Annotated in this window: 3 protein-coding genes (1 of these 3 running past the window's edge); all 3 read left to right on the top strand. The window is 65.7% G+C overall.

The annotated features are described in order from the left end of the window. Tightly spaced (each overlapping or abutting the next), the 3 genes in view from FW796_RS20800 to FW796_RS20790 form a layout consistent with a single transcriptional unit that may run on beyond the window. On the top strand, nt 1-2,869 hold the 3' portion of the coding sequence (locus FW796_RS20800; protein WP_446439933.1) for an SDR family NAD(P)-dependent oxidoreductase. It extends 15,347 nt beyond the left edge of the window; the window shows 2,869 of its 18,216 coding nt (coding positions 15,348-18,216); its start codon lies beyond the left edge, outside the window; its stop codon occupies nt 2,867-2,869. Then, nucleotides 2,853-10,016, top strand: a complete 7,164-nt coding sequence (locus FW796_RS20795) for a beta-ketoacyl synthase N-terminal-like domain-containing protein (protein WP_446439932.1) — start codon at nt 2,853-2,855, stop codon at nt 10,014-10,016. Before FW796_RS20800 ends, FW796_RS20795 begins: the two co-directional genes overlap by 17 nt. Continuing rightward, nucleotides 10,016-21,526 (top strand): beta-ketoacyl synthase N-terminal-like domain-containing protein, encoded by an 11,511-nt coding sequence (locus FW796_RS20790; RefSeq protein WP_446439931.1) that lies wholly within the window; start codon nt 10,016-10,018, stop codon nt 21,524-21,526. Before FW796_RS20795 ends, FW796_RS20790 begins: the two co-directional genes overlap by 1 nt.

The following is a 21,526-nucleotide window of genomic DNA, read 5'->3' as shown; positions in this document are numbered from 1 at the left end:
GCTCAATGCCGAATATCGCAGCGTGCAGGCGGGGGTACTGGACAGCGATTTGGACCTGTCGCAACCGACCGCGCTGATGGCGCAGATCGAAGCCGAGTTTAACGCCGGGCCCCAGGCTGAGTGCTGCTATCGCCAGGGTGAGCGCTTCGTCGCGACCTTCACGCCGCTGGCCACGAGCAACACCGCCGCCGCGACGTACCGGGCGGACGATGTGCTGCTGGTGACCGGCGGCACTGGTGGTATCGGTGCGGCCCTGGTGGATCATTTGATTCAGGCGGGGGTGCGGTCCCTGGCGATCATGGGCCGTGAAACCTTGCCCGACGCCGAGCAGTGGCCAGGGATACTGGCCGATGGCGCCGGCCTGGACGGCCGGGTCCTGGGCAGGATTCGCCGGCTGCAAGCTTGGTTGGAGCAGGGTGTACGGCTTGCCTATCAGTCGTGCGACCTGCAGACGCCAAGCGCCATCGACCAGGCCATCGAGCGCTTCGAGGGGGCGTTGGGCCCGATCACCGGGGTGTTCCACTGCGCCGGATCGGTGAGCACCGCGCCGGCCTTCATCAAGAAGTCCCTGGATGAAATGGCCGCGGTATGCACCCCGAAAATCAACGGTCTGGTGGCGCTGTACCAGCGTCTGAACAGTCAGCGGCTACGCTTTTTCCTGATGTTCTCCTCGGTCTCGGCGAGCGTGCCGGCTCTGGCAGCAGGGCAGAGCGACTACGCCATGGCCAATGCCTATATGGATCAATTCGCGCTGGCCCACGGGCGGGTGGGATTGTGTTCGGTGCAATGGCCGGCCTGGGCCGAGGTGGGCATGGCGGTGGACAACACCGGGCCGTTGGCTCTGCAGTTGGGGCTCAAGCCGCTGAGCACGGCGATTGGCCTGGGGTTGCTGGATCGGGTGCTCGCCCTGACGCTGTCGCCGGACAATCCGCGGCTGTGCCTGCCGTGTCATGTCGACCTCGAACGCTTCAACCCGGCGCAACTGACCCAGCGTCCCGCCGCTGTTGCTGCGCCGGCACCGGCACCAGCCCCGGTCGCGCCCGCAACGCTTGCTCCCGCGCCTTTGCTGGCGGCGGTGGAGGAAGCGTTGCGCCTACTGTTGATGGAGGAACTGAAGTTCTCCGCCGAGCAACTGACGGATCGGGACATGGCGTTTGCCGACTACGGCATTGAGTCGATCATGGTCCTGCAACTGATGGAGAGCCTCAGCGCCTGGGTGGGCAGCCGCCTGGACCCGTCGCTGATGTTCGAGTTCACCACCCTGGGCAGCCTCTGTGAGCATCTGGTCAGCACCTATCCCGAGGCCCTGAGGCAGCACCTGGGCACCCCCGATCAAAGCTCGGCGCCGGTCCTGCCGGCGCCACCGATAGGGCCGAATCCGGCCCCTGCCGTGGCGCCGAATCCGGCTCCTGCCGTGGTGCCGGCGACGACGTCCCGGCCAGCGGAGGAGATCGCCATTATCGGTCTGGCCGTGCGCCTGCCCGGCGCGGCCGATGCCGAGGCCTTCTGGACCCTGCAAAGCAGCGGTCAATCGGCCATCGGGCCGATGCGCGATCAACGCTGGCCGGGTGGACAGGGCCAGGCCCATGGCGGTTGGCTGGACGGTATCGATCAGTTCGATCCTGTGTTCTTCGGCCTCAACCCCAAGGATGCAGCGGTGATGGATCCCCAGGCCCGGCTGATGCTGGAACAAAGTGTCACGGCGCTGTTCGATGCCGGTTATTCGCTGCGCGAGCTGTCGGCCCGGCCGGTGGGGGTGTATGTCGGTGGCCGCCTGCGGGTGACTGCCGATGCCCAGTCACTGGCTCAGGCCAGCAACCCGATTCTGGGGGTGGGGCAGAATTACCTGGCGAGCAACCTGTCGCGCTTCCTCAACCTGACCGGCCCCAGCATGGTGGTGGATACCGCCTGCTCCTCGGGCCTGACCGCGATGTCCCTGGCGTTCGATGCCCTGCGCAACGGCAGCATCGACATGGCCCTGGTGGGCGCTACCAGTCTGTTGACCTCATCGGAGGCCCATGACCTGTTTTCGGCGCGCAATATCCTCAGCCCGGACGGCGCGTTCAACATCTTCGACGACCGCGCCGCCGGCGATGTGCTGGGCGAGGGCGTGGTGGCCCTGGTCTGCAAGACCCTGAGCGCAGCGCAGGCTGACGGCGACCGCATCTACTGCGTGGTCAAGGGCCTGGCGTTGAACAATGACGGTCGCACCCTGGGGCCGGGCTCGCCCAACCTCAAGGCGCAGCAAGAGGTGATGCACAAAGCCTTGCAGCAGGCCGGCAAGAGCCCGCGGGATGTGGGTTACATCGAGGTCAATGGCGGTGGTTCGGCAGTGGTCGATGCGGTGGAGATCAAGGCCCTGGCCCAGGTCTATGAACTGGATGACAGCACCCTGGACGCCTGTTGCCTGGGTTCGGTCAAACCCAGTGTCGGTCATCTGTTGCTGACTTCGGGGCTGGCCGGTTTCGTGCGCTGTGCCCTGAGCCTGCACCATCGGCAGATCGTTCCCAGCGCCTGTGGCCTGGAGCCGTTCGAGCATTTTGATTTCGACAGCTCACGGGTGCATTTCAACCGTCGGACCCTGGACTGGAAAGCCACCGATGGCCGTCCTCGGGTGGCCGCCCAGAGTTGCTTCCCGGACGGTGGCACCAACTGCCATGTGATTCTCGAAGAGTTCGTCGCCGCCGCTGATTACGTGCCTGTGCGCCAGCCGTTGCCCGCCCCGGTGTTCGACCGCCGGCGCTTTTCTCTCAATCGCGATAACACGCCGGCCCCCGTTGCCCAGGTTGCAGCTGCACCCCTGGCAGCGGCTGTTGCGCCTTCTTCTATCCCGTCAAGCTGGGGTGTGATTCATGAACAAGTACTTTGATTTGACGATTGGCGCCGACCATCCACTGGTGGCTCATCATCGCGTCCAGGGCCAGGCCATTCTGCCGGGCCTGGCGTATATCGATCTGCTCCTGCGAGTGGCCCGCGACGGCCTGGGGCTCGATTGCCTGCGCACCGAAGTGCGCGATCTGGTGATCTATCAGCCGTTGATTGTCCAGGCCGCTTCGGCGCTGCGCCTGACCCTGACGATGCAGCCTCGGGACGGTGTCTGGCTGATCGATGTCGATGGCGTGGAACTGCAAGACGCTGTGGCCGTGGGGGCCAAGGTGAAGTACTGCACGGCGCAGTTGCACCCGGCGGTCGAGGGGGCAGGGGCCAAGCCTGATCTGGACTTGGCCGCCCTCAGGGCCGAGGCCGACAGCCTGGTGCCGTTGCAGGCGTTGTATGCCCAGGCGCGGGAGCGGGCGTTGGTGCATGACGGGTTGTTGATGGCCGAAGGCAACATCCAGCGTTTTGCCTGGGGCTGTCTGATCGAGCTCAGCGTGGCGCCGCAGTGGCGGCAGTTGATGCCCGATGCGCTGTTCCACCCGACCCTGATCGATGGCGCGGCGGTGGCCAGCGCGGTACTCGAAGACTCTTTGCCCCCCGGCGATGACGGCCTGTACCTGCCTTTGCACTACGGCCGCTTCCACGCCAGGGCGCTGTTGCAGGAGGCTTGCGTGGCCCGCGTCGAGCTGGCGCGGATCGTCACCGCCAATGACATCCGCAAGCTGGACATCGATTTCTATGACGGCGCCGGTCGCTGGGTGGCCAGCCTGGGCGAGTTGACCGGCAAGCGCGTCAGGGAACCGCTGCAGGCGACTGCGCCCCAGGCGCCGCAGAGCCCTCGGCCGGTCCAGGCGGCGCATGCCCAAGACGTGGCTCCCGAGGTGCTGGCGGTGTTCGCCCGGCATCTGCAGGTTCGCGTCGATCAGCTCGATCCGCAACGCGGCTTTTTCGATATGGGCCTGAGTTCGGCGCAGATGCTCACCATCCTCAAGGATATCGAGCAACTGCTGTCCCGGCGCTTGAACCCGACCTTGCTGTTTGAATACAACACCGTCGAGGAGCTGCTGGGGCATCTGCGCCAGTGGACCCCCAAGGCCGCTCCCTTGGCGCTGGCGCCAACCCCCGTGCGCCAGCCTGCTTCGGCGTCTTACCGTTTCGCGGCCGATGAGGCCTACCTGCTGGATCATCGGGTGGATGGCCAGCCGGCCCTGATGGGCATCACCTATCCGAGCCTGGTGCTGCAAACCGCGCTGGCAGGCGCGGCGGGCAGGCCGGTCAGCCTACAGGACATTCGCTTTCACGGCGGCCCGCTGAAGCTCCAGACGGGGCAGGTTGCCGAGATCGAGGTGCGCCTGGAAGCCGAGGACAGCGCAGGCTTCAGCGTGTATCAACGCTTGGTTGGGGAGGGCGCGAGCCTGTGCTGCGAAGGCCGACTGCAAACGCTGGAGCAGCGCGAACCGGCCGCGCTCGATCTTCCGGCGTTGATCAGCGCAGCGCGCCCGTGCAGCGCGCAGCAGATCGACAGTTGGTACCGTGCCGTGCCGGCCTTTGCCCTGGGCCCGATGCTCAAGACCCTCGTTGCTGCCTATGAAGGCGCCGATGGCAGCTTGATCTGTGAGGTGCAGTTGAGCGACACCGAGCGTTCCTTTACCCACGGCCTGGCCCTGGACCCGCTGTTGCTCAACAGTTGCTACCTGTTTCCAGCGCCGTCCCGCTCTGCAGAGACCTTTGTGCCACTGTTGATCGAACGCCTGACGCTGTGGCGCAACGCGGGCAGCAAGGCCTTTGTGGTGACCGGACCGAAGCGGGTCAAGGACGGTTTCATTGCCTTTGATGCCCAGATCGTCGATGCCCAGGGGCGGCCCCTGGCGTCACTGTTGAATGCCTCGTTGCGCCGGTTGGAGCCCGGCGTTGCGGCGCAACCCGCTGCTGCCACGCTTCAGTCCCAGTCCCAGTCCCAGTCCCAGTCCCAGTCCCAGTCCCAGCCCGGTCACCGGGTGGCGGTGATCGGCATGGCCGGGCGTTTCCCCCAGGCCTATGACCTGAATGGGTTCTGGGAGAACTTGCAGGCGGGCAAGGATTGCATCAGCGAGATCCCGGCCAACCGCTGGGATTGGCGCGACTATTACAGCGACAGCGGCGAGCCGGGGACCATTTCCAGCAAATGGGGCGGCTTTATCGACGATGCCGACACCTTCGACCCGCTGTTCTTTCAGATTTCTCCTCGAGAAGCCGAAGTGATGGACCCTCTGGAGCGGCTGTTCCTGCAGCACGCCTGGATGGCCATGGAGGACGCCGGTTACACCCGCGAGGCCTTGCAGCGCAGCGCCGCCGGAGACAGCACGGCGAATGTCGGTATTTACGCCGGGGTCATGGGCCAGGAGTACCCGCTGTTCGCCGCGCAATCCGCGGCCCCCATGGGGCTGGGTGGCGGCACCTCTTCGGTGGCCACGCGCATGGCCTATGTCGGCAACTTCAATGGCCCGGCCATGGCCATCGATACCATGTGTTCAAGCTCCCTCGTGGCCCTCGACATGGCATGCCAGGCCCTGCGTTCGGGGGCGGTCAACGCGGCCTTCGCCGGCGGCGTCAACTTGAGCCTGCACCCGAGCAAATACCTGATGCTGTCCCAGGGGCAGTTCATTTCCTCCAAGGGCCATTGCGAGAGTTTCGGTGAGGGGGGCGACGGTTACATTCCCGGCGAAGGCGTGGGGGTGCTGTTGCTCAAGCGCCTGGAGGATGCCGAGCGTGACGGCGACTTCATCTACGGGGTGATTCGTGGCACCGCGGTCAATCATGGTGGCCGTGCCAGTGGCTACACCGTGCCCAACCCCGCGGCGCAGACCCAGGTGATCGCTCAGGCCTTGCGCCGGGCGGCGGTTGATCCGGGCGATATCAGCTACATCGAGGCCCATGGCACCGGCACCCGATTGGGCGACCCTATCGAAATCAGCGGCCTGACCAAGGCGTTCGGCCATGATCCCGAGCAGCCCCGCGATACGCCGTGCCTGATGGGGTCGGTGAAATCCAACATCGGCCATTGCGAAGGCGCCGCCGGGGTCGCGGGAGTGATCAAGGTACTGCTGCAAATGCAGCATCAGGTCATAGTGCCGTCGCTGCATTCCCGGACCTTGAATCCCAACATCGACTTTTCCCTGACCCCGTTCCAGGTCAATCAGCAGTTGGTGCCGTGGCCGGGCAAGGGCGCGCGGGATCGGCGCATTGCCGGGATCAGCAGCTTTGGTGCCGGAGGGGTCAATGCCCATGCCGTCGTCGAGGACTATCCGGCGGCTGTGACCCAGGCTCGACCTTTGGCCGCCGCGCTGATTCTGCTGTCGGCCCGCGAGGTTTCCCGACTGCCGCTGATGGCCGGCAACCTGCTGGCGGCCATCGAGCGTCTGCACCTGACGGACGACGCGCTACCCAGCCTGGCCTACACCCTGCAAGTGGGGCGTGAAGCCATGGAGCATCGCGCCGCCACCGTGGTCGCGTCCCTGGATGAACTCAAAGAACGCCTGCACAGCCTGGCCACCTCGGCGGACGCTGCGCACTGGCTGCGGGGCGCGGCCAGCCAGGGCAAGGACACTCAGGCGCTGTACCGGGATCAAGACGCCCAAGCGCTACTCCATACCTGGCTGGACAAGGCCAACCTGCCGGCATTGGCGCGGGTCTGGGTGATGGGCGTGGCGGCGCCCTGGCTGCGCCTGTACGGGGCTCACCAGGGTTTTGCCCAGCCGCCCCGACGCCTGCCGTTGCCGAGCTATCCGTTCAAGACTGAGCGCTATTGGCTGGCTGAACTGGCGGCGAAGGTGGCGCGCCCGGCAGCGCTTGAGCAGATGCCGCCCGCGGCGCAAAGCGCGCTGTTTGCCCAGCACTGGCTGCCGCGCCCCGCAGCGGCAACCCCGGCGGCCCCGGGGCATGAACAGGGTTTCGTGCTGATTATCTGCACCGCCGCTACCCAGGCGCTGGCGCAACGTCTGGCGGCGCGTCTGGAGGCCGCACGCATCGTGCCGATCAATGAATTGGCGCAACGCGCCGAGCTGTTGTGCAAGCCCAACGGGCATGTGTTGCACGGGGTGCTGGACATCACCGGCTACGACAGCGCCTTTGTCGAGGGCTGCGCCAGCGAGGTGAGTGGCTGGTTCGAGGGCCTGCAACGGCTGGTGGAGCAGACGCGCTTGCGCGATATCTGTCTGCTGTACGTCTCCCAGTACCTGGAGGCGTTCCAGCGTCCGGCGTCCCTGGCGCCCGCGCCCCAGGCAGCGGTCCCGGCCTGCTTGTACCGTTGCCTGGGGGCCGAGTATCAGCGCTTGCGCAGTGGCCACATGGACACTGACCTGGCGGCCGACGATCCGCAGCTGGTGCCGCAGATCATCGAGCAGCTGTATCGCCTGCCGCACGAACGGCATGTCTGCTACCGCGCCGGGCGGGCGTATTGGCCCGCGCTGCAGGCTGTGGCCCCCGATTGCGCAGGGTCAAGGTTCAGCCTGCCCGCGGAACAGGTGCTGTGGATCACCGGTGGCACCCGGGGCTTGGGGCTGTTGTGCGCGCAGCACCTGGTCAGTGGCCATGGCGTGCGCAAGCTGGTGCTCAGCGGGCGCGAAGCCTTGCCGCCCGCGGCTCAGTGGCCGGCGTTGCTGGCGGGCCCGGCCAGCCCGCTGCAGGCGAAGGTGCGCGCCTTGTCGGCACTGCAGCAGCAGGGTGTCGAGGTGTTGACCCTGGCGGTGGACATGAACGATGCCCGGGCGCTGCAACAGGCCGTGGCGCAGATCGGCCGCGAGTTGGGTCCGGTGGGCGGGGTGATTCACTGCGCGGGCCTGGGGGATTACAACAACCCGGCGTTGATCCGCAAACAGATCGCCGATGTGCACAACGTCCTGGCGCCCAAGACCCGCGGACTGGACAACCTCTACCGCGCGCTGAAGGGCTCGCCGCTGTCGTTGTTTGTCCTTTACTCCTCGGTCAGCGCGCAATTGCCCGAGTTGGCGGCGGGGCAGATCGACTACGCCATGGCCAACGCCTATATGGATGCCTTTGCCGCGCAGCATCAGGCCGACAAGGTGCTCAGCCTGCAATGGCCGAGCTGGTCCGACACCGGCATGGGGGCCATGGACAGCGAACTGTATCGCGGCACCGGGCTGCTGGGGCTGAGCGATGAGGACGGTCTGGCGCTGCTGGACCAGGCGCTGGCCAGCGGACGTTCGGGGGTGTTGTTGCCGGCGCGCTTCAACCCTCAACTGTGGTTGCAGGGTCCGGCGCACAAGGCGCTCAACCCTGTGTTCAGTGCGGTGCCCAGTGCGGCGCCCGTGGCAGCGCGTCCTGCGGCAGAGCTTTGTGCCGCAGTACTTCCCGCCATGGCGGGGAGCGCCCTCAAGGATCAGGTACAGCAATGGTTGAGCGGCTTGTTTACCGGCGAGCTGCGCATCGCCCCGGCGGATTTCGATCCACGGCTGGATTTTGCCCACTACGGTCTGGACTCGATTCTGATGGCGCAGATCCTGCGGACCATCAATCGGCGACTGAAGGTCGACCTGGCGCCGTCGTTGATTCTCGAACACCCGAACCTCACGGACTTGAGCCAATGGTTGCTGGCCCAGCAGGGACCGGCCCTGGCCCAGGCATTTGCCCTCAACGCCGAGACAGAGACTGCGGTGCCAGCAGCGCCAGCGGTGCAGCCCCTCCCATTATTGGCGACCGCACCCGCGCTTGAGGTGCCAGCGGCAACGGTCGGCGAGCCGGGCGTCGAGGTCGATGAAATTGTCGTGGTCGGCCTGTCGGCGCGTTTTCCCGGGGCCTCGAATCTCGACGACTACTGGCGCCTGCTCAAGGAGGGACGCAGCGCCCTGGCGCCGGTGCCTGCCGAGCGCTGGCAGGGTGGCGCGCATTACCAGGCCGGCCTGCTGGATAACCCCCATCACTTTGATCGCCAGACCTTTCATATTCCAGAGGAAGACTTCCATGCCATGGACCCCCAGGCCCTGATAGTGCTGGAAGAGTGCCTGAACCTATGGGCCCACGCGGGTTATCGGGTCGAGGAAACCAAGGGCAGTGCGATTGGCGTCTATCTGGGCGGTCGCGCCCGCAGCAGCCTGGACCCCGAAGCCCTGGGCAAGGCGCGGAATCCGATTGTGGTGGCCGGGCAGAATTACCTGGCGGCCAACCTTTCGCACTTTTTCGACTTCAGTGGCCCGAGCATGGTGATCGATACCGCCTGCTCTTCAGCGCTGGTGGGCATGAGCCTGGCCGCCCAGGCCCTGCGCAGCGGCGAGATCAGCGCGGCGGTGGTCGGCGGGGTCAGCCTGCTGGACGGCGAGCGTACCCACGGGGTGTTCCAGCAGCGCGGTCTGCTCAGTGCGGGGGGGCATTTCCACCTGTTCGATGAACGGGCCGACGGCATCGTGCTGGCCGAAGGTGTTGGCCTGGTGCTGCTCAAGACCGCCGCCCAGGCTCGCCGCGACGGCGACACCGTGTACGCGCGCATCAGTGCCCTGGCCAGCAACAACGACGGGCGCACCGCTGGCCCGGCCACGCCCAATGTGCAGCGCCAGAAGGCGGTGATGGGCAAGGCCTTGGAGCAGTCGGGGCTGACGCCCGGGCAGATCGACTACATCGAGGTCAATGGTTCCGGCTCCCAGGTCACCGACCTGCTGGAACTCAAGGCCATCGACGCGGTGTATGGCCATGGCGAGGGGGCCGGGCGTGCGCCCGAGAACCCCTGCGGGCTGGGCTCGATCAAGCCCAACATCGGCCATCCACTGTGCGCCGAAGGCATCGCCAGCTTTATCAAGGCGGTGCTGATGATCCAGCACCACAGCCTGGTGCCGTTCCTGTCGGGACAGCAGCCCCTGCGCCATTTCGACCTTGAACAGTCGGCGTTCTACTTTCCACGCAACGCGGTGGCGTTGCCCGAGGGGCGGCCACTGCGGATCGCCCTCAACTGCTTTGCCGACGGTGGCAATAACGTCCACGTCATTGTGCAAAGCCCGCACGCGTCCACCCCCCCTGCAAGGCGCCAGCCTCTGGCGGCACCTGCCTTGCACCGTCAACGCCAGGGGCATGCCCCGGTCGCGACGATGGAACCGACATTGCCGGCCCGCGATTACGCGCACGCCACCTCCATGATTTGGGAGCAACTCTGATGCGCACTCTATTGGCCGAGAGCAAGATTTCGCTGTCTTGCACCAACCCTGTCATCGGCGCCCATTGGGTGCACGGGCGCCCGGTGTTTCCGGGACTGGCCTATATCGATCTGATTTATCAGGTCTGCCAACAGCAGGGCCTGGGATGGGCCGAACACCGTTTGCAGACCTTGCGTATCCACCGGCCCCTGGCCCTCGAAGGGGCCGACAGCAGCCTGGTGGTGCGGGTTGCGCTGTTTCGCGAGCACCCGGGGCATTACACCCTGGTGGTCGAAGACCTGAACACTGGCGACCCGGCCCGGCCGTACGCTACGGCGGAGCTCGAGCAGACCGAGCCTGCGGCGTTTGCCCCGGGCGAGCGGTTGCAGCCCTGGGCCGCCGGCAGTGCTCGGCAGGTGACCCTGGAGGCGCTGTATGGGCAGTGCCGCGACCAGCAGTTGGTGCATGACGATTACATGCAGGTACGCGGACAGATCAGCACCGGGCCCGATGGGTTGCAGGCCAGTCTGAGCGTGGGGCCACAGGCGTTGCCCGAGGTCGGACGGTTTTTGTTTCACCCGGCGCTTCTCGACGGTGCGGCCATCAGTTCCCAGGCGTTGGAACTGCGCAGCGGCGAGCAGGGCGCACCGGCCGAAGGTCTGTACCTGCCGCTGCTGTTCCAGGGGTTCAGCGCGGTGGCGCCCATCACCGGGCAATGTCGGGTACGGATCAAGGCTGACTCGGTCAGTGTCCATCAAGAGTTGGTGGTCTTTACCCTGGAGCTGTTTGCCGACAGCGGTGAAAAAGTCGCGCAGATCGAGCGCTTCACCGCCAAGCGGGTGCGGGCCGAACGCGGCCTGCACCAACCGACGCTGGCGTCCCCGCGGCCCGCCCGGGTGGCCTGCGATCCGGCGCCGATTGACGCCAGCGAACACCCGGTGATGCTGGGGTTGCGGCGCCTGATTGCGGACAAACTGGGCACCAGCGCGGCCCAGGTGGCCCTGGATAAAGGCTATTACGAGCTGGGGCTGGATTCGGCGGATTTGCTCGACCTGGTGGCCAATGCCAGTCAGGCCCTGGGGCTGGAGCTGTCGCCGACCCTGTTGTTCGAGCACACCACGCTGCGCGAGCTGGGGCTGTTCTTTCAGCAGCACCATGGCGTGGAGCAAGGGGCCACGAAGGCGTCCACGCATGCGCAGCAGGAGGGCGCGGCCTGGACCCAGCGCTTCGAGGCCCACGAGGCCTATCTGCAAGACCACCGGGTTCTGGGCACGCCGGCCTTGATGGGGGTGACCCATCCGTGCCTGGCCATTGAGGCCTGCGTGCAGCAGTGGGGCGCCGAGAGCTTTCCGCTGAGCCTGAGCCATGTACGTTTCCTGGGCGGTCCGATCACCTTGCAAACCGGCGAGTCGGTGGACGTGACGGTGACCCTGGAGCCACAGCGTGAGGCGTTCAGTGTCGGCTTTCGCCGCGACCCTGCGAGCGCTATCGAGCCGTGCTGTGTAGGGCAGTTGCGCCTCAAGGAGCGCTTTGCAGCCCAGCCTCAAGCGCTGGACAGCCTGTTGGCCGGTTTGACGCGGCTGTCCGCTGCGGACATCGGCCAGTCCTACCGGCGTATTGCGCAGTTCAGCGTGGGGCCGCTGTTGCAGAACATCCAGGAGGCTTACACCGACGGTGACCGACTGCTGGTGAGCAAGGTCAGCCTTGATCCTGCCCAGGCCAAGGGCGGTCACCTGCAATACGGGTTCGATCCGCTGTTGCTCAATGGCTGTTTTTTCTTCCGCGATCCGGACTTCGGCCAGCCCCAGTCGCGCATGTACGTGCCGCTGCTGATCGAACGGATCGTCCAGGTCAGGCCTTTGCCGTCCACGGTCTATCTGGTCAATCGCCTGCGCACGGCCAAGGCCGGGTATGCCGCGTTCGACGTCGATGTGCTGTCGCTTGAGGGCGAACACCTGGCCAGCGTCATCAATGCTTCGGTCAGGGAAGTGAGCGAGCCGGCGCGCTTGAGCAATGCTGATTTCTCCGCCCCGGTGGCCGCTACCACGCCCACGCCGGCGACCGATGAGATCGCCATTATCGGCCTGGCCGGACGCTATCCGGGGGCCGACAACCTGGAGCAGTTCTGGCACAACCTGAGTCAGGGCGTGGACAGCATCACCACGATTCCCGCCGCGCGCTGGGATCATGACCTGTACTTCGACGCGGACAAGGATCGCCCCGGCAAGACCTATGGCCGTTGGGGCGGTTTTCTCGACAACATTGATCAGTTCGACCCGTTCTACTTCGCCATCACCCCCCGCGAAGCGGGTTTCCTCGACCCTCAGGAACGCTTGTTCCTGCAATGCGCCGCGCATGCCCTGGAAGACGCCGGCTACACCCGCCAGGGCCTGCCCCGGGAGGTGGGGGTCTATGTGGGGGTGATGTATCAGGAATATCAGCTGTACGGTGCGCAGCAGACGGTACTGGGCAATCCGATGGCCTTGGGCGCCAGCGCCGCGAGCATCGCCAACCGGGTGTCCTATGTGTGCAATTTCACCGGGCCGAGCATGGCCGTCGATACCATGTGCTCGTCGTCGCTGACCGCCTTGTATCTGGCCTGCCGCGCGCTGGAGCGGGGCGATTGCAGCAGTGCCCTGGTGGGGGGCGTGAACCTGTCGCTGCACCCCAATAAATACTTGATGCTGGGCCAGGGGCGCTTCGTGTCCAGCGAAGGCCGCTGCCAGGCCTTCGGTGACGGCGGGGATGGTTATGTGCCGGGTGAGGGGGTCGGCGCCATGCTGCTCAAGCCCCGTGCCCAGGCCGAGGCCGATGGCGATCATATCTATGGGGTGATCAGGGCTTGTGAGATCAACCATGGTGGCAAGTCCGCCGGCTATTCGGTGCCGGGGGTCAAGGCCCAGGCGCAGGTCATCGCCCGCACCTACGCACGGGCCGCTATCGACCCGCGGCATATCGGCTACCTGGAGGCCCACGGCACAGGCACCGCGTTGGGCGACCCGATTGAAATCGCCGCCCTCAGAGCGGCGTTCCGGCCTCACACCGAGGACCGGCAGTTCTGCGCCATCGGTTCGGTGAAATCCAATATCGGCCACTGCGAAAGCGCTGCCGGGATTGCCGGGATCACCAAGGTGCTGTTGCAGATCAAGCATCGGCAAAGGGTGCCGTCGCTGCACAGCACGACCCTCAACCCACGGATCGACTTTGCCGCATCGCCCTTTGTGGTCCAGCAGCAATTGGCCGATTGGCCGGCGATGCACCTCAACGGAGTGGCCTTGCCGCGCCTGGCCGGTCTGTCTTCATTCGGTGCCGGCGGCTCCAATGCCCATGTGGTGTTGCAGGAGTATCTTCAGGTCGAGGACCTGGGCGAGGTTGCGCCACAGTCGTTTTTGATTCCGCTGTCCGCCGCCAGCCTGCCGCAGCTGCAGCGCCTGGCCCAGGCGTTGCGCGTCCGGGTCGCCGGCTTGCTGGAGCAGGTGACCGCCGCGGACGTCGGTCAACGCCGGTTGGCGGACATCGCCTTCACCCTGCAGACCGGACGCGAGGTCCATCAGCATCGCCTTGGCCTGCGGGTGGATTCCCTGGCCCAGCTGGCGGAGAAACTCCAGACTTTTCTGGCGCACGAGCTGCTCGATGCACCGGCGTTGGCACGTTTGCGCGAGCATCAGGTGTACCTGGGTGTGCGGCCATCGGCAGGCGAAGCAGCGCAGGGCCAATTGGCCGAGGCTGATGTCCAGCTGTTGGTGAATGCCTGGCTCGATCAGCAACGCCTGGATGAAGTGCTGCGGTTCTGGTCCCAGGGCGCCGCATTGGACTGGCGCGCTCTGCAGCGACCCGCCGGTAAGCACCAGTATCGGCCACGACGCATCAGCCTGCCGGGCTATCCCTTTGCCCAGGAGCGCTACTGGTTCGAGGACCGGGCGCAGCCAAGCGCGGAGGTTTTACCGGCCCATGTCCAGGCACCTGAATCGGCTCCGGCAGTCTCGGCCACGGCCCCGGCAATTGACGAAAGCACAATGTTCGAGCGCCTGGCGCAGGCGCTGTTTGAAATCACCGGCATCAGCCCCGCACGCCTCGATCCCCATGGGGATTTTGAAAGCCTGGGCCTGGATTCGGTGATGATCATGAAGCTCAACCAGCGGGTCAGCGCCTGGACCGGCGAAACCGACGCTACCTTGTTCTACAAGTACAAAACCTTGCACGAACTGGCCGGTTATCTGCAGACACGCCCAAGCCTGATCTTGCCGACGCCGACGCCGACGCCGACGCCGACGCAGGTCCGGGCCGAGGCGCTCGAACCGGGCGGCGCCAGCGCGCCTGTGGGCCGGGCCGAGGGCACGCTGGCGAGCGACGACCACAGCATCGCGATCATCGGCATGAGTGGCCGTTATCCGCAGTCCGAGACCCTGGAAGCCTTCTGGCAGAACCTGCGGGACGGCGTCGATTGCGTGACGGAAATTCCCCTGGAGCGGTTTGACTACCGCTCGATCTTTACCCCGGGGGTAAAAGGCCGTGCGGATTCGATCTACTGCAAGTGGGGCGGCTTCCTGGGAGACGTCAGCCAATTTGACGCGCCATTTTTCAATGTCTCGGCAGCGGACGCCGCGTTCATGGACCCCCAGGAGCGGCTGTTCCTGGAAATGGCCTGGACCTGCCTGGAAAGCGCCGGCTACCTGTCACCGCGCTGGCAGGCCACGCCCCGGGACTTCGGGGTGTTCGCCGGGGTCAGCGTCAACAACTACCAGCTGGTGGGGGCCGATGCGCTCAAGGGCCGCGCGCCCTTTTACCCGGCGGGGTCACAAACCTTTTCCGTGGCCAACCGGGTGTCGTTCTTCTTCAACCTCACCGGTCCCAGTCTGACCGTGGACACGGCCTGTTCTTCATCGCTGTACGCCTTGCACCTGGCCTGTGAAAGCCTGCGCAACGGCGAAACCCGTGCGGCGTTGGCCGGCGGGGTGAACCTGACCTTGCACCCCAGCAAATACCTGACGTTGTGCGCCTCAGGCTTCGCCGCCAGCGATGGCCGCTGCCGGGCATTCGCCGCGGGCGGTGACGGTTATGTGCCCAGTGAAGGGGTGGGGGTGGTGCTGCTCAAGCGCTACGCCGATGCCGTGAAGGATGGCGACCGGGTACTGGCGCTGATCAAGGGCACCGGGGTCAGCCACGACGGCAAGACTCAGGGTTTTACCGTGCCCAACCCGGTCAGCCAGACCTTGGCGATCAATGCGGCGCTGGCCCGTGCCGGCGTGCCCAGAGACACTATCAACTACATCGAGGCCCATGGCACCGGTACGGCCTTGGGTGATCCCATCGAGATCCAGGGGCTGATCGATGCCTATGTGAGCGGCAGCGATGCGCCGGTCTCGCGGGCCCTGGGATCGGTCAAGGCGTCCATCGGCCATGGCGAGGCCAGTGCCGGGATCGCTCAACTGACCAAGACCGTCCTGCAATTGCAGCACGCCACCCTGGCGCCGAGCCTGTTGCATGGTCCGCTTAACAGCGATATTCCCTTCGCCAAGGCCGGGTTCCATATCCCCGACCGGGCGATGCCGTGGCCGGTGATCGAGCGTGAGGGCAAGGCCGTGCCGCGGCGTGCGGCGATCAGTTCCTTTGGCGCCGGCGGGGTCAATGTCCATCTGATCCTGGAGCAGGCGCCCGAGGTTGACAGCCCGCCAGCCACCCCGGACAGCCCGTGCGTGCTGGTCCTCAGTGCCCAGGCGACGTCGCCGCTGAAAGAGCAGGCTCGACGCTTGCTGGCATTTCTCGACAACCCGGTCAATGACCGGCATGCCTTGAGCGATATTGCCTTCACCCTCGCTCATCATCGGGCGGCGTTGCGTTTTCGGTTGGCCGTGCGGGTCAGCGATCGCCAGGACGCCCGCGGGCGTCTGCGGGCCTGGCTGGAGGCCGATGGCGCCGCGCTGCCGGGTGTGCATCAGGCCGATAGCCTGGACCGGGCCGCCAGTGTGGCGCTGACTTGCACCACCGATCTGGATGACCAGGCCCGGGCCTGGGTGACCGGCGCACCGATGCCCGGGTTGGGGATCATCGCCAGCGGGCGTTGCGTGCCGCTGCCGGTGTATCCGTTCCAGACCAAGCGCCACTGGATCGCCGACCAACTGGCGGGGCTGGACGCGCCTGCGCTCCAGGCCGCAAGCGTTGCGCCTGCGGGCAACCTCGACCACTGGTTGATGCAGACGCGCTGGGTCGAGGCGCCGGTCAACCCTGAATCCAAGGCCCCGCGCCAGCTGCTGGTGCTCGGCGAGGATCAGGCGGCGCTGCGGCTGTGGTCGTCACGGCCGGGTGTCACCACCGCGGCGGATGTGTTCGATGAGCGCCGCATGGCGCAACTGCTCCAGGACAGCCAGGCCGATACGGTGGTGCTGCTGCAGCCGTATTCGGCGCTCTCGGGCTTGTCGGGGGCCGCCCTGGATCAACGCTTCACCCAGCAGGCCGGGGTCCTGACACAAAGGGTGCAGGCGCTGGTCAGCCTGGCCGCGAGCCACAAGGGCCTGAAGCTGGTGCTGCTGAACATCACCCATGACGGTCAGACTGATGGGGTTCAGGAAAGTCTGGCGAAGTACTTTAGTTTCCTGCGCTACGAAATCCCGGAAATCGGCAGCCTGGTGCTGGACACCGACAGTCTGGAGGGCGCCCGCCTGGAGCAGATCAGCCAACACTTGCATTGCCGGCAGGCACAGGTGCGGGTGCGCTTGCAGGGGGGCCATTGCTTGACCCCGACCTTGCAACCGCTGGCCATTGCCCGGGCTCCGGAATCGGTCCCGGCGCTGCAGCTGTCGGGCAGCATGATCGTCACCGGCGGTTTTGGCGGGATCGGCCTGACGCTGCTGCGCTGGCTGGTGAGCAAGGGCGTGAAATCGCTGATTGTCATCGGTCGCAAACCCTTGTCGGCGCCGCTGCAACACCCCAGCCTGAACCAAGGCACCACCGTACAGGGGCTGATCGACAGCTGGGCACGGGAGCAGGGCGTGCGGCTGCACTACCTGCAAGCGGACCTGAGCGACGAGGGCGCCTTGGCCGGGCAATTGGACGGACTGCGGCCGATCCTCGGCGGGCCGATCACCGGTGTGTTCCATCTGGCGGGCGTGACCACCGAGGCCGTGGCCATCCAGGCAACCTCGGCGACCCTGTTGGCCGACGTGGTCCGGCCGAAACTGCTGGGCGCGCACCTGCTGGAGCGGCTCACTCAGGGTGATCCGTTGCGCTTTTTCTGCCTGTTCTCGTCGATCTCGGCGGTGGAAGGGATGCAAGGCAACGGGCTCAGTGCCTACAGCGCCGCCAACGCCGGCCTGGTGGCTCTGGCCGCCGAGCGGCGGCAGCGGCGGTTGCCGGCGCAGCTGATCCAGTGGACCGACTGGGATGGCGCCGGCATGGCCGTGGCGCACAATCACCGGGCCTTTTTCAACGCCCTGGGCATGCACATGCTGACCCCCGAGCAAGGGGTGGCATTGTTGGAACGCATCCTCGCCACTGGCATCGACGAATGCATTGTGTTCGATGCCGATTGGCAGCGTTTCGCCGCGATCAACCCGGCCATACAGACCGCACCGGTGTTTGCCCATTACCGCGAGCGCCTGCAGCAGTCGTCTGCGCTGCAGCCGGCGCCGGGGCAGGGCAGAACGGGTCAGGCCGCAACGAGCCAGGCCACAACGGGCGAACCCCTGGACATTACCGCGTTGCTGCGCGACGACCTGCAACGACTGCTGGGCCTGGAGGACATCCATCCGGACCAGACATTCGCCGAAATCGGCCTGGATTCGGTCAACTCGTTGGCGTTCTTTTCAACCTTGTCCCAGCGCCTGGCTTATCAGGTGCTGCCGTCGGCGATCTTCCGTTACCCGACCATTCGTGGCCTGGCGGACTACATCGCTGCCCACCGTGAGCAAGGCCCGCTGAGCGACAACCTCACTCCGGCTGCGCTGCCTGGCCCGCAGTCGTCCATGACCCCCCGGGTCGCAGACAACGCCGCCATCGCGATTGTCGGCATGTCCGGGCAGTTCCCCAAAGCGCCCGACTTGCCACGGTTCTGGGAGCAGTTATGCGCAGGCTTTGACGGCGTCGATCACTACCCTGGGGCCCGACGCGACCTGTTGGGGCTCAATGACAGCTTCAGCGATCAGGACTTGCAGGGCATCCATGGCGGCTACCTGGACGACATCGAGCTGTTCGATCCGGGGCTGTTCAATATCTCGCCTCGGGAAGCGCGCTTCATGGACCCCCAGCAGCGGCTGCTGCTGCTCAATGCCCATCGGGCCATCGAGGATGCGGGGATCAAGGACCATCCGGGCTTTGCCCGCACCGGGGTGTTCGTTGCGCAATACGCCAGCGAGTACATGCAGTTTGCCAATGACTACGACAAGGACAATGCGCTGTTTATCGCCACCGGCAACGCGGGCTCCATCGCCGCCAACCGGCTGTCCTACCACTACGGTTTCCGTGGCCCCAGCCTGGTGCTGGACACCGCGTGTTCCTCGACCCTGGTGGCCATCGACATTGCCTGCCAGTACCTGCGCAGCGGGCAGATCGACTTTGCCCTGGTGGGCGGTATCAGCCTCAACCTGAGCCCGGCCCTGACCCGTCTGTTGCAGGATTCGGGCATGTTGTCGCCCACGGGCCGTTGCCAGACATTCGATGCCAAGGCCGACGGCTATGTCCCGGGCGAGGGTGTGGGCATGATCGTCCTGCAGCGCGAGGCCGATGCGCGTCAGCACCAGAAGCAGCACCCCGATGCGCGTCTGTACGCCCTGATTGCCGGTTCTGCGGTCAACCAGGATGGCAAGAGCAATGGCATGACCGCGCCCAACGGCCTGGCGCAGGAAGAAGTGATCCGCCAGGCCTTTGAGCGTGCTGGCCTGGCGCCGTCCCAGGCGGGATACGTCGAAACCCATGGCACCGGGACCTATCTGGGCGACCCGGTGGAAATCGAAGCCCTGGGCAATGTGCTCAATGAAGGGCGCGGCGCCGGTGAGGGATGCATTCTCGGTTGCCTGAAAACCAATATCGGCCACCTGGAGCCCGCCGCCGGCATTGCCAGCGTGATCAAGGCCGCGTTGTGCCTGTACCTGGGCAAAGTCCCCGGCAACAAGCACCTGGCGACCCTCAATCCGTTACTGGCGCCGACCCGGCCGGCGTTTCGCCTGCCGGACCACCCGCTGGGCTGGGAGGGGCCGGGCCGAGTGGCCGGGGTCAGTTCCTTCGGCTTTGGCGGGGTCAACGCCCACGTTGTGCTCACCGGTGTCGACACCCCCGGGCTGCCGCCCGTGCCCGCCGGTGAACGCGAGCGCTTGTTCCTCGCCCAGTACCCACGACCCAAACTGGCCCTCAAAGCCTATTGGGCCCGGCGTCCGCTGAGCGCTGTCACGCCTGTGGCGCCCGTCGTGGCGCAGACCCAGAGTGGATTCCTCAGCGTGGCGTACCTGGGGCAGGGCAGTGCCACCCGTGAGGCAGTGTTCACCTTGCCTGCGGACACCCCAGGCTTGCTGGACACCGGCAATTTTCATGTCGGTTTCTATCTGGAGGCCATTTACCAGGTGTTCCGCGAGCGCTTCGGGCGCAGCAACCTGCATGTCAGCCGTTTCGACTTCCAGTCGCCGTTGCTGATCTCCCACAACCTGACCACCCAGGTGCGGATGAGCATCGAGCCACTGGCATCCGAGCAATATCGCTTGCAGTTCGATTACCGGGCTGTGGCTGCGCAACCGGCTGAGTGGATGCAGACGGCGCAAGCCTGGGTGGATTTCGCCTCGCTGGCCCAAGCCGACACCGCTGTGCAGGCCCGTCTGGCGGCGGTGTTGCAGACTCCGGGCAACCCGTCGCGGACCCTGGACGAGACGGCGTTTTACGCCCGCTACACGCAAATGGGCTTTCCCGCCGCGGGCTTCGTGCGGGCCATCGACGAATGCCGGCTGCACGAGCGTTTCAGTCTTTCGACCCTGACCGCGCAAGTCGAGCCCGAGCGCTATGCCTTCGGCGCTCACCCAGGGGTCATTGACGCGGCCTTGCAGCCTTCGATTCTGTTGGCCGATGGCGATCAGAACCTGCCGTACATGACCACCCGGATGGAGGATATCTACCTCAATGGGCCATGGCGCCGGGATGAGGTCTACCGCTTGGTCAATCTTCTCCACGCGCCGACCGCGGACGCGGCGAGCGGTGGCGTGCGTCGTTTCCAGACTGCCTGGGCGGTGCTCAATAGCCGTGGGGACAGCCTGATCACGTGCCGCAGCGCCAGTTTGCAGCAGTTGGCGGTGAGCAATCGGGAACTGTCCGACGCCGCACAGACACGTTTGGCAGAGGAAGGCGGGCTGTCCAGTGATGGCTTGTTGTTCATCATTGCCGACCTGCTGGACTGCACCCCCGAGGAGATCGACCAGGACAAGGCGCTGCTGGAACTGGGCATGGATTCGCTGATGCTGATCAAGCTGCAAAAACGCCTGGATCATCAGCAGATTGCCATCAGCGGCCTGTTCAAGATGACCCTGCAGCAATTGCTGGATCAGGTGCGGCCGGGCACACCCAAGAGCCCCGAGGCCAGCCCTGCGCAGCCCGTGGTGGACAGCGCCTATCCACCCTTTACCCAGTTCAAGCCCTGGTCGCGGGACAAGAGCCGCTGGTTGCGCGGGCAGGAGCGGCCGCAGAGCCGGATTCGCTTGTACTGCTTCCCCTACGCGCATCTGTCCAGCACGGTGTTCAAGGAGTGGCAGGCGTTGCTGCCCGACTGCGTGGAAGTGCGCCCGATTGAGCTGCCCAACCGTGGCGACCGCCTGCGGGAAAGGCCGCTGCAGGATATGTGGACCCTGGCGGCGACCCTGACCGAGGTGCTGGGCGATGAGTTGGACCAGCCCTTTGCCCTGTACGGCCACAGTGCCGGGGCGTTGATGGCGTATGTGTGGTGCCAGCACCTGCGGGCGGTCGGCAAGCCAATGCCTCGGCATCTGTTCGCGGCGGCCTATTCCGCGCCGGGTCAGGAGGTCAATCCGGTGATCCGCGACATGCTCACGGTGTATCGCCAGCACGGCCTGGAGCGGATGCCGTCGCTGGACGATATCTGCCAGCCCGGTGCCGAACCGTTGATTGGCCAGTTGATCGATGCCCTGGAGTCCTCGATGAAACAGGCCGGGCTGTTCAATTTCAGCCGCGAGCTGATCCATGCGCAATTGCCCTCGCTGGTGGCGACGTTCGAGATGGTCGACCGCTTCCAGCCAGGCGCACCTTCGCCCTTGGCGTTGCCGATTTCCGGCTTGCATGGCTTGGGGGACATTCAGGTGCCGGAGGCCGATGTGCGTGGCTGGCAGCACCTGGGCAACGCAGGATTCACCTTCAAGGCGTTCGAGGGCAACCACTTGTTTATCGAGCCGGGACAGAGCGTCGAGCAGGTTACGGCCTATGTCGGTCAGGTCCTGCAAGACATTGTGCTGAATGATCTTGAGTGCCCGCGTGCTCCTGAAACCGATCTTGCGTCCCTGGGCATGGCCGCTGCGATGTACGGCAGCGGAGAGGCTGGGGCCTGA

The organism is Pseudomonas sp. 910_21 (assembly GCF_052850735.1).
The sequence above is the reverse complement of the archived record's forward strand: the minus strand, read 5'-3'. Positions and strand labels throughout refer to the sequence as shown.

What these genes read in the sequence shown, in the direction of transcription:
- FW796_RS20795 (WP_446439932.1), top strand. Translation starts at nt 2,853, where the DNA reads ATGAACAAGTACTTTGATTTGACGATTGGCGCCGACCATCCACTGGTG.
- FW796_RS20790 (WP_446439931.1), top strand. Translation starts at nt 10,016, where the DNA reads ATGCGCACTCTATTGGCCGAGAGCAAGATTTCGCTGTCTTGCACCAAC.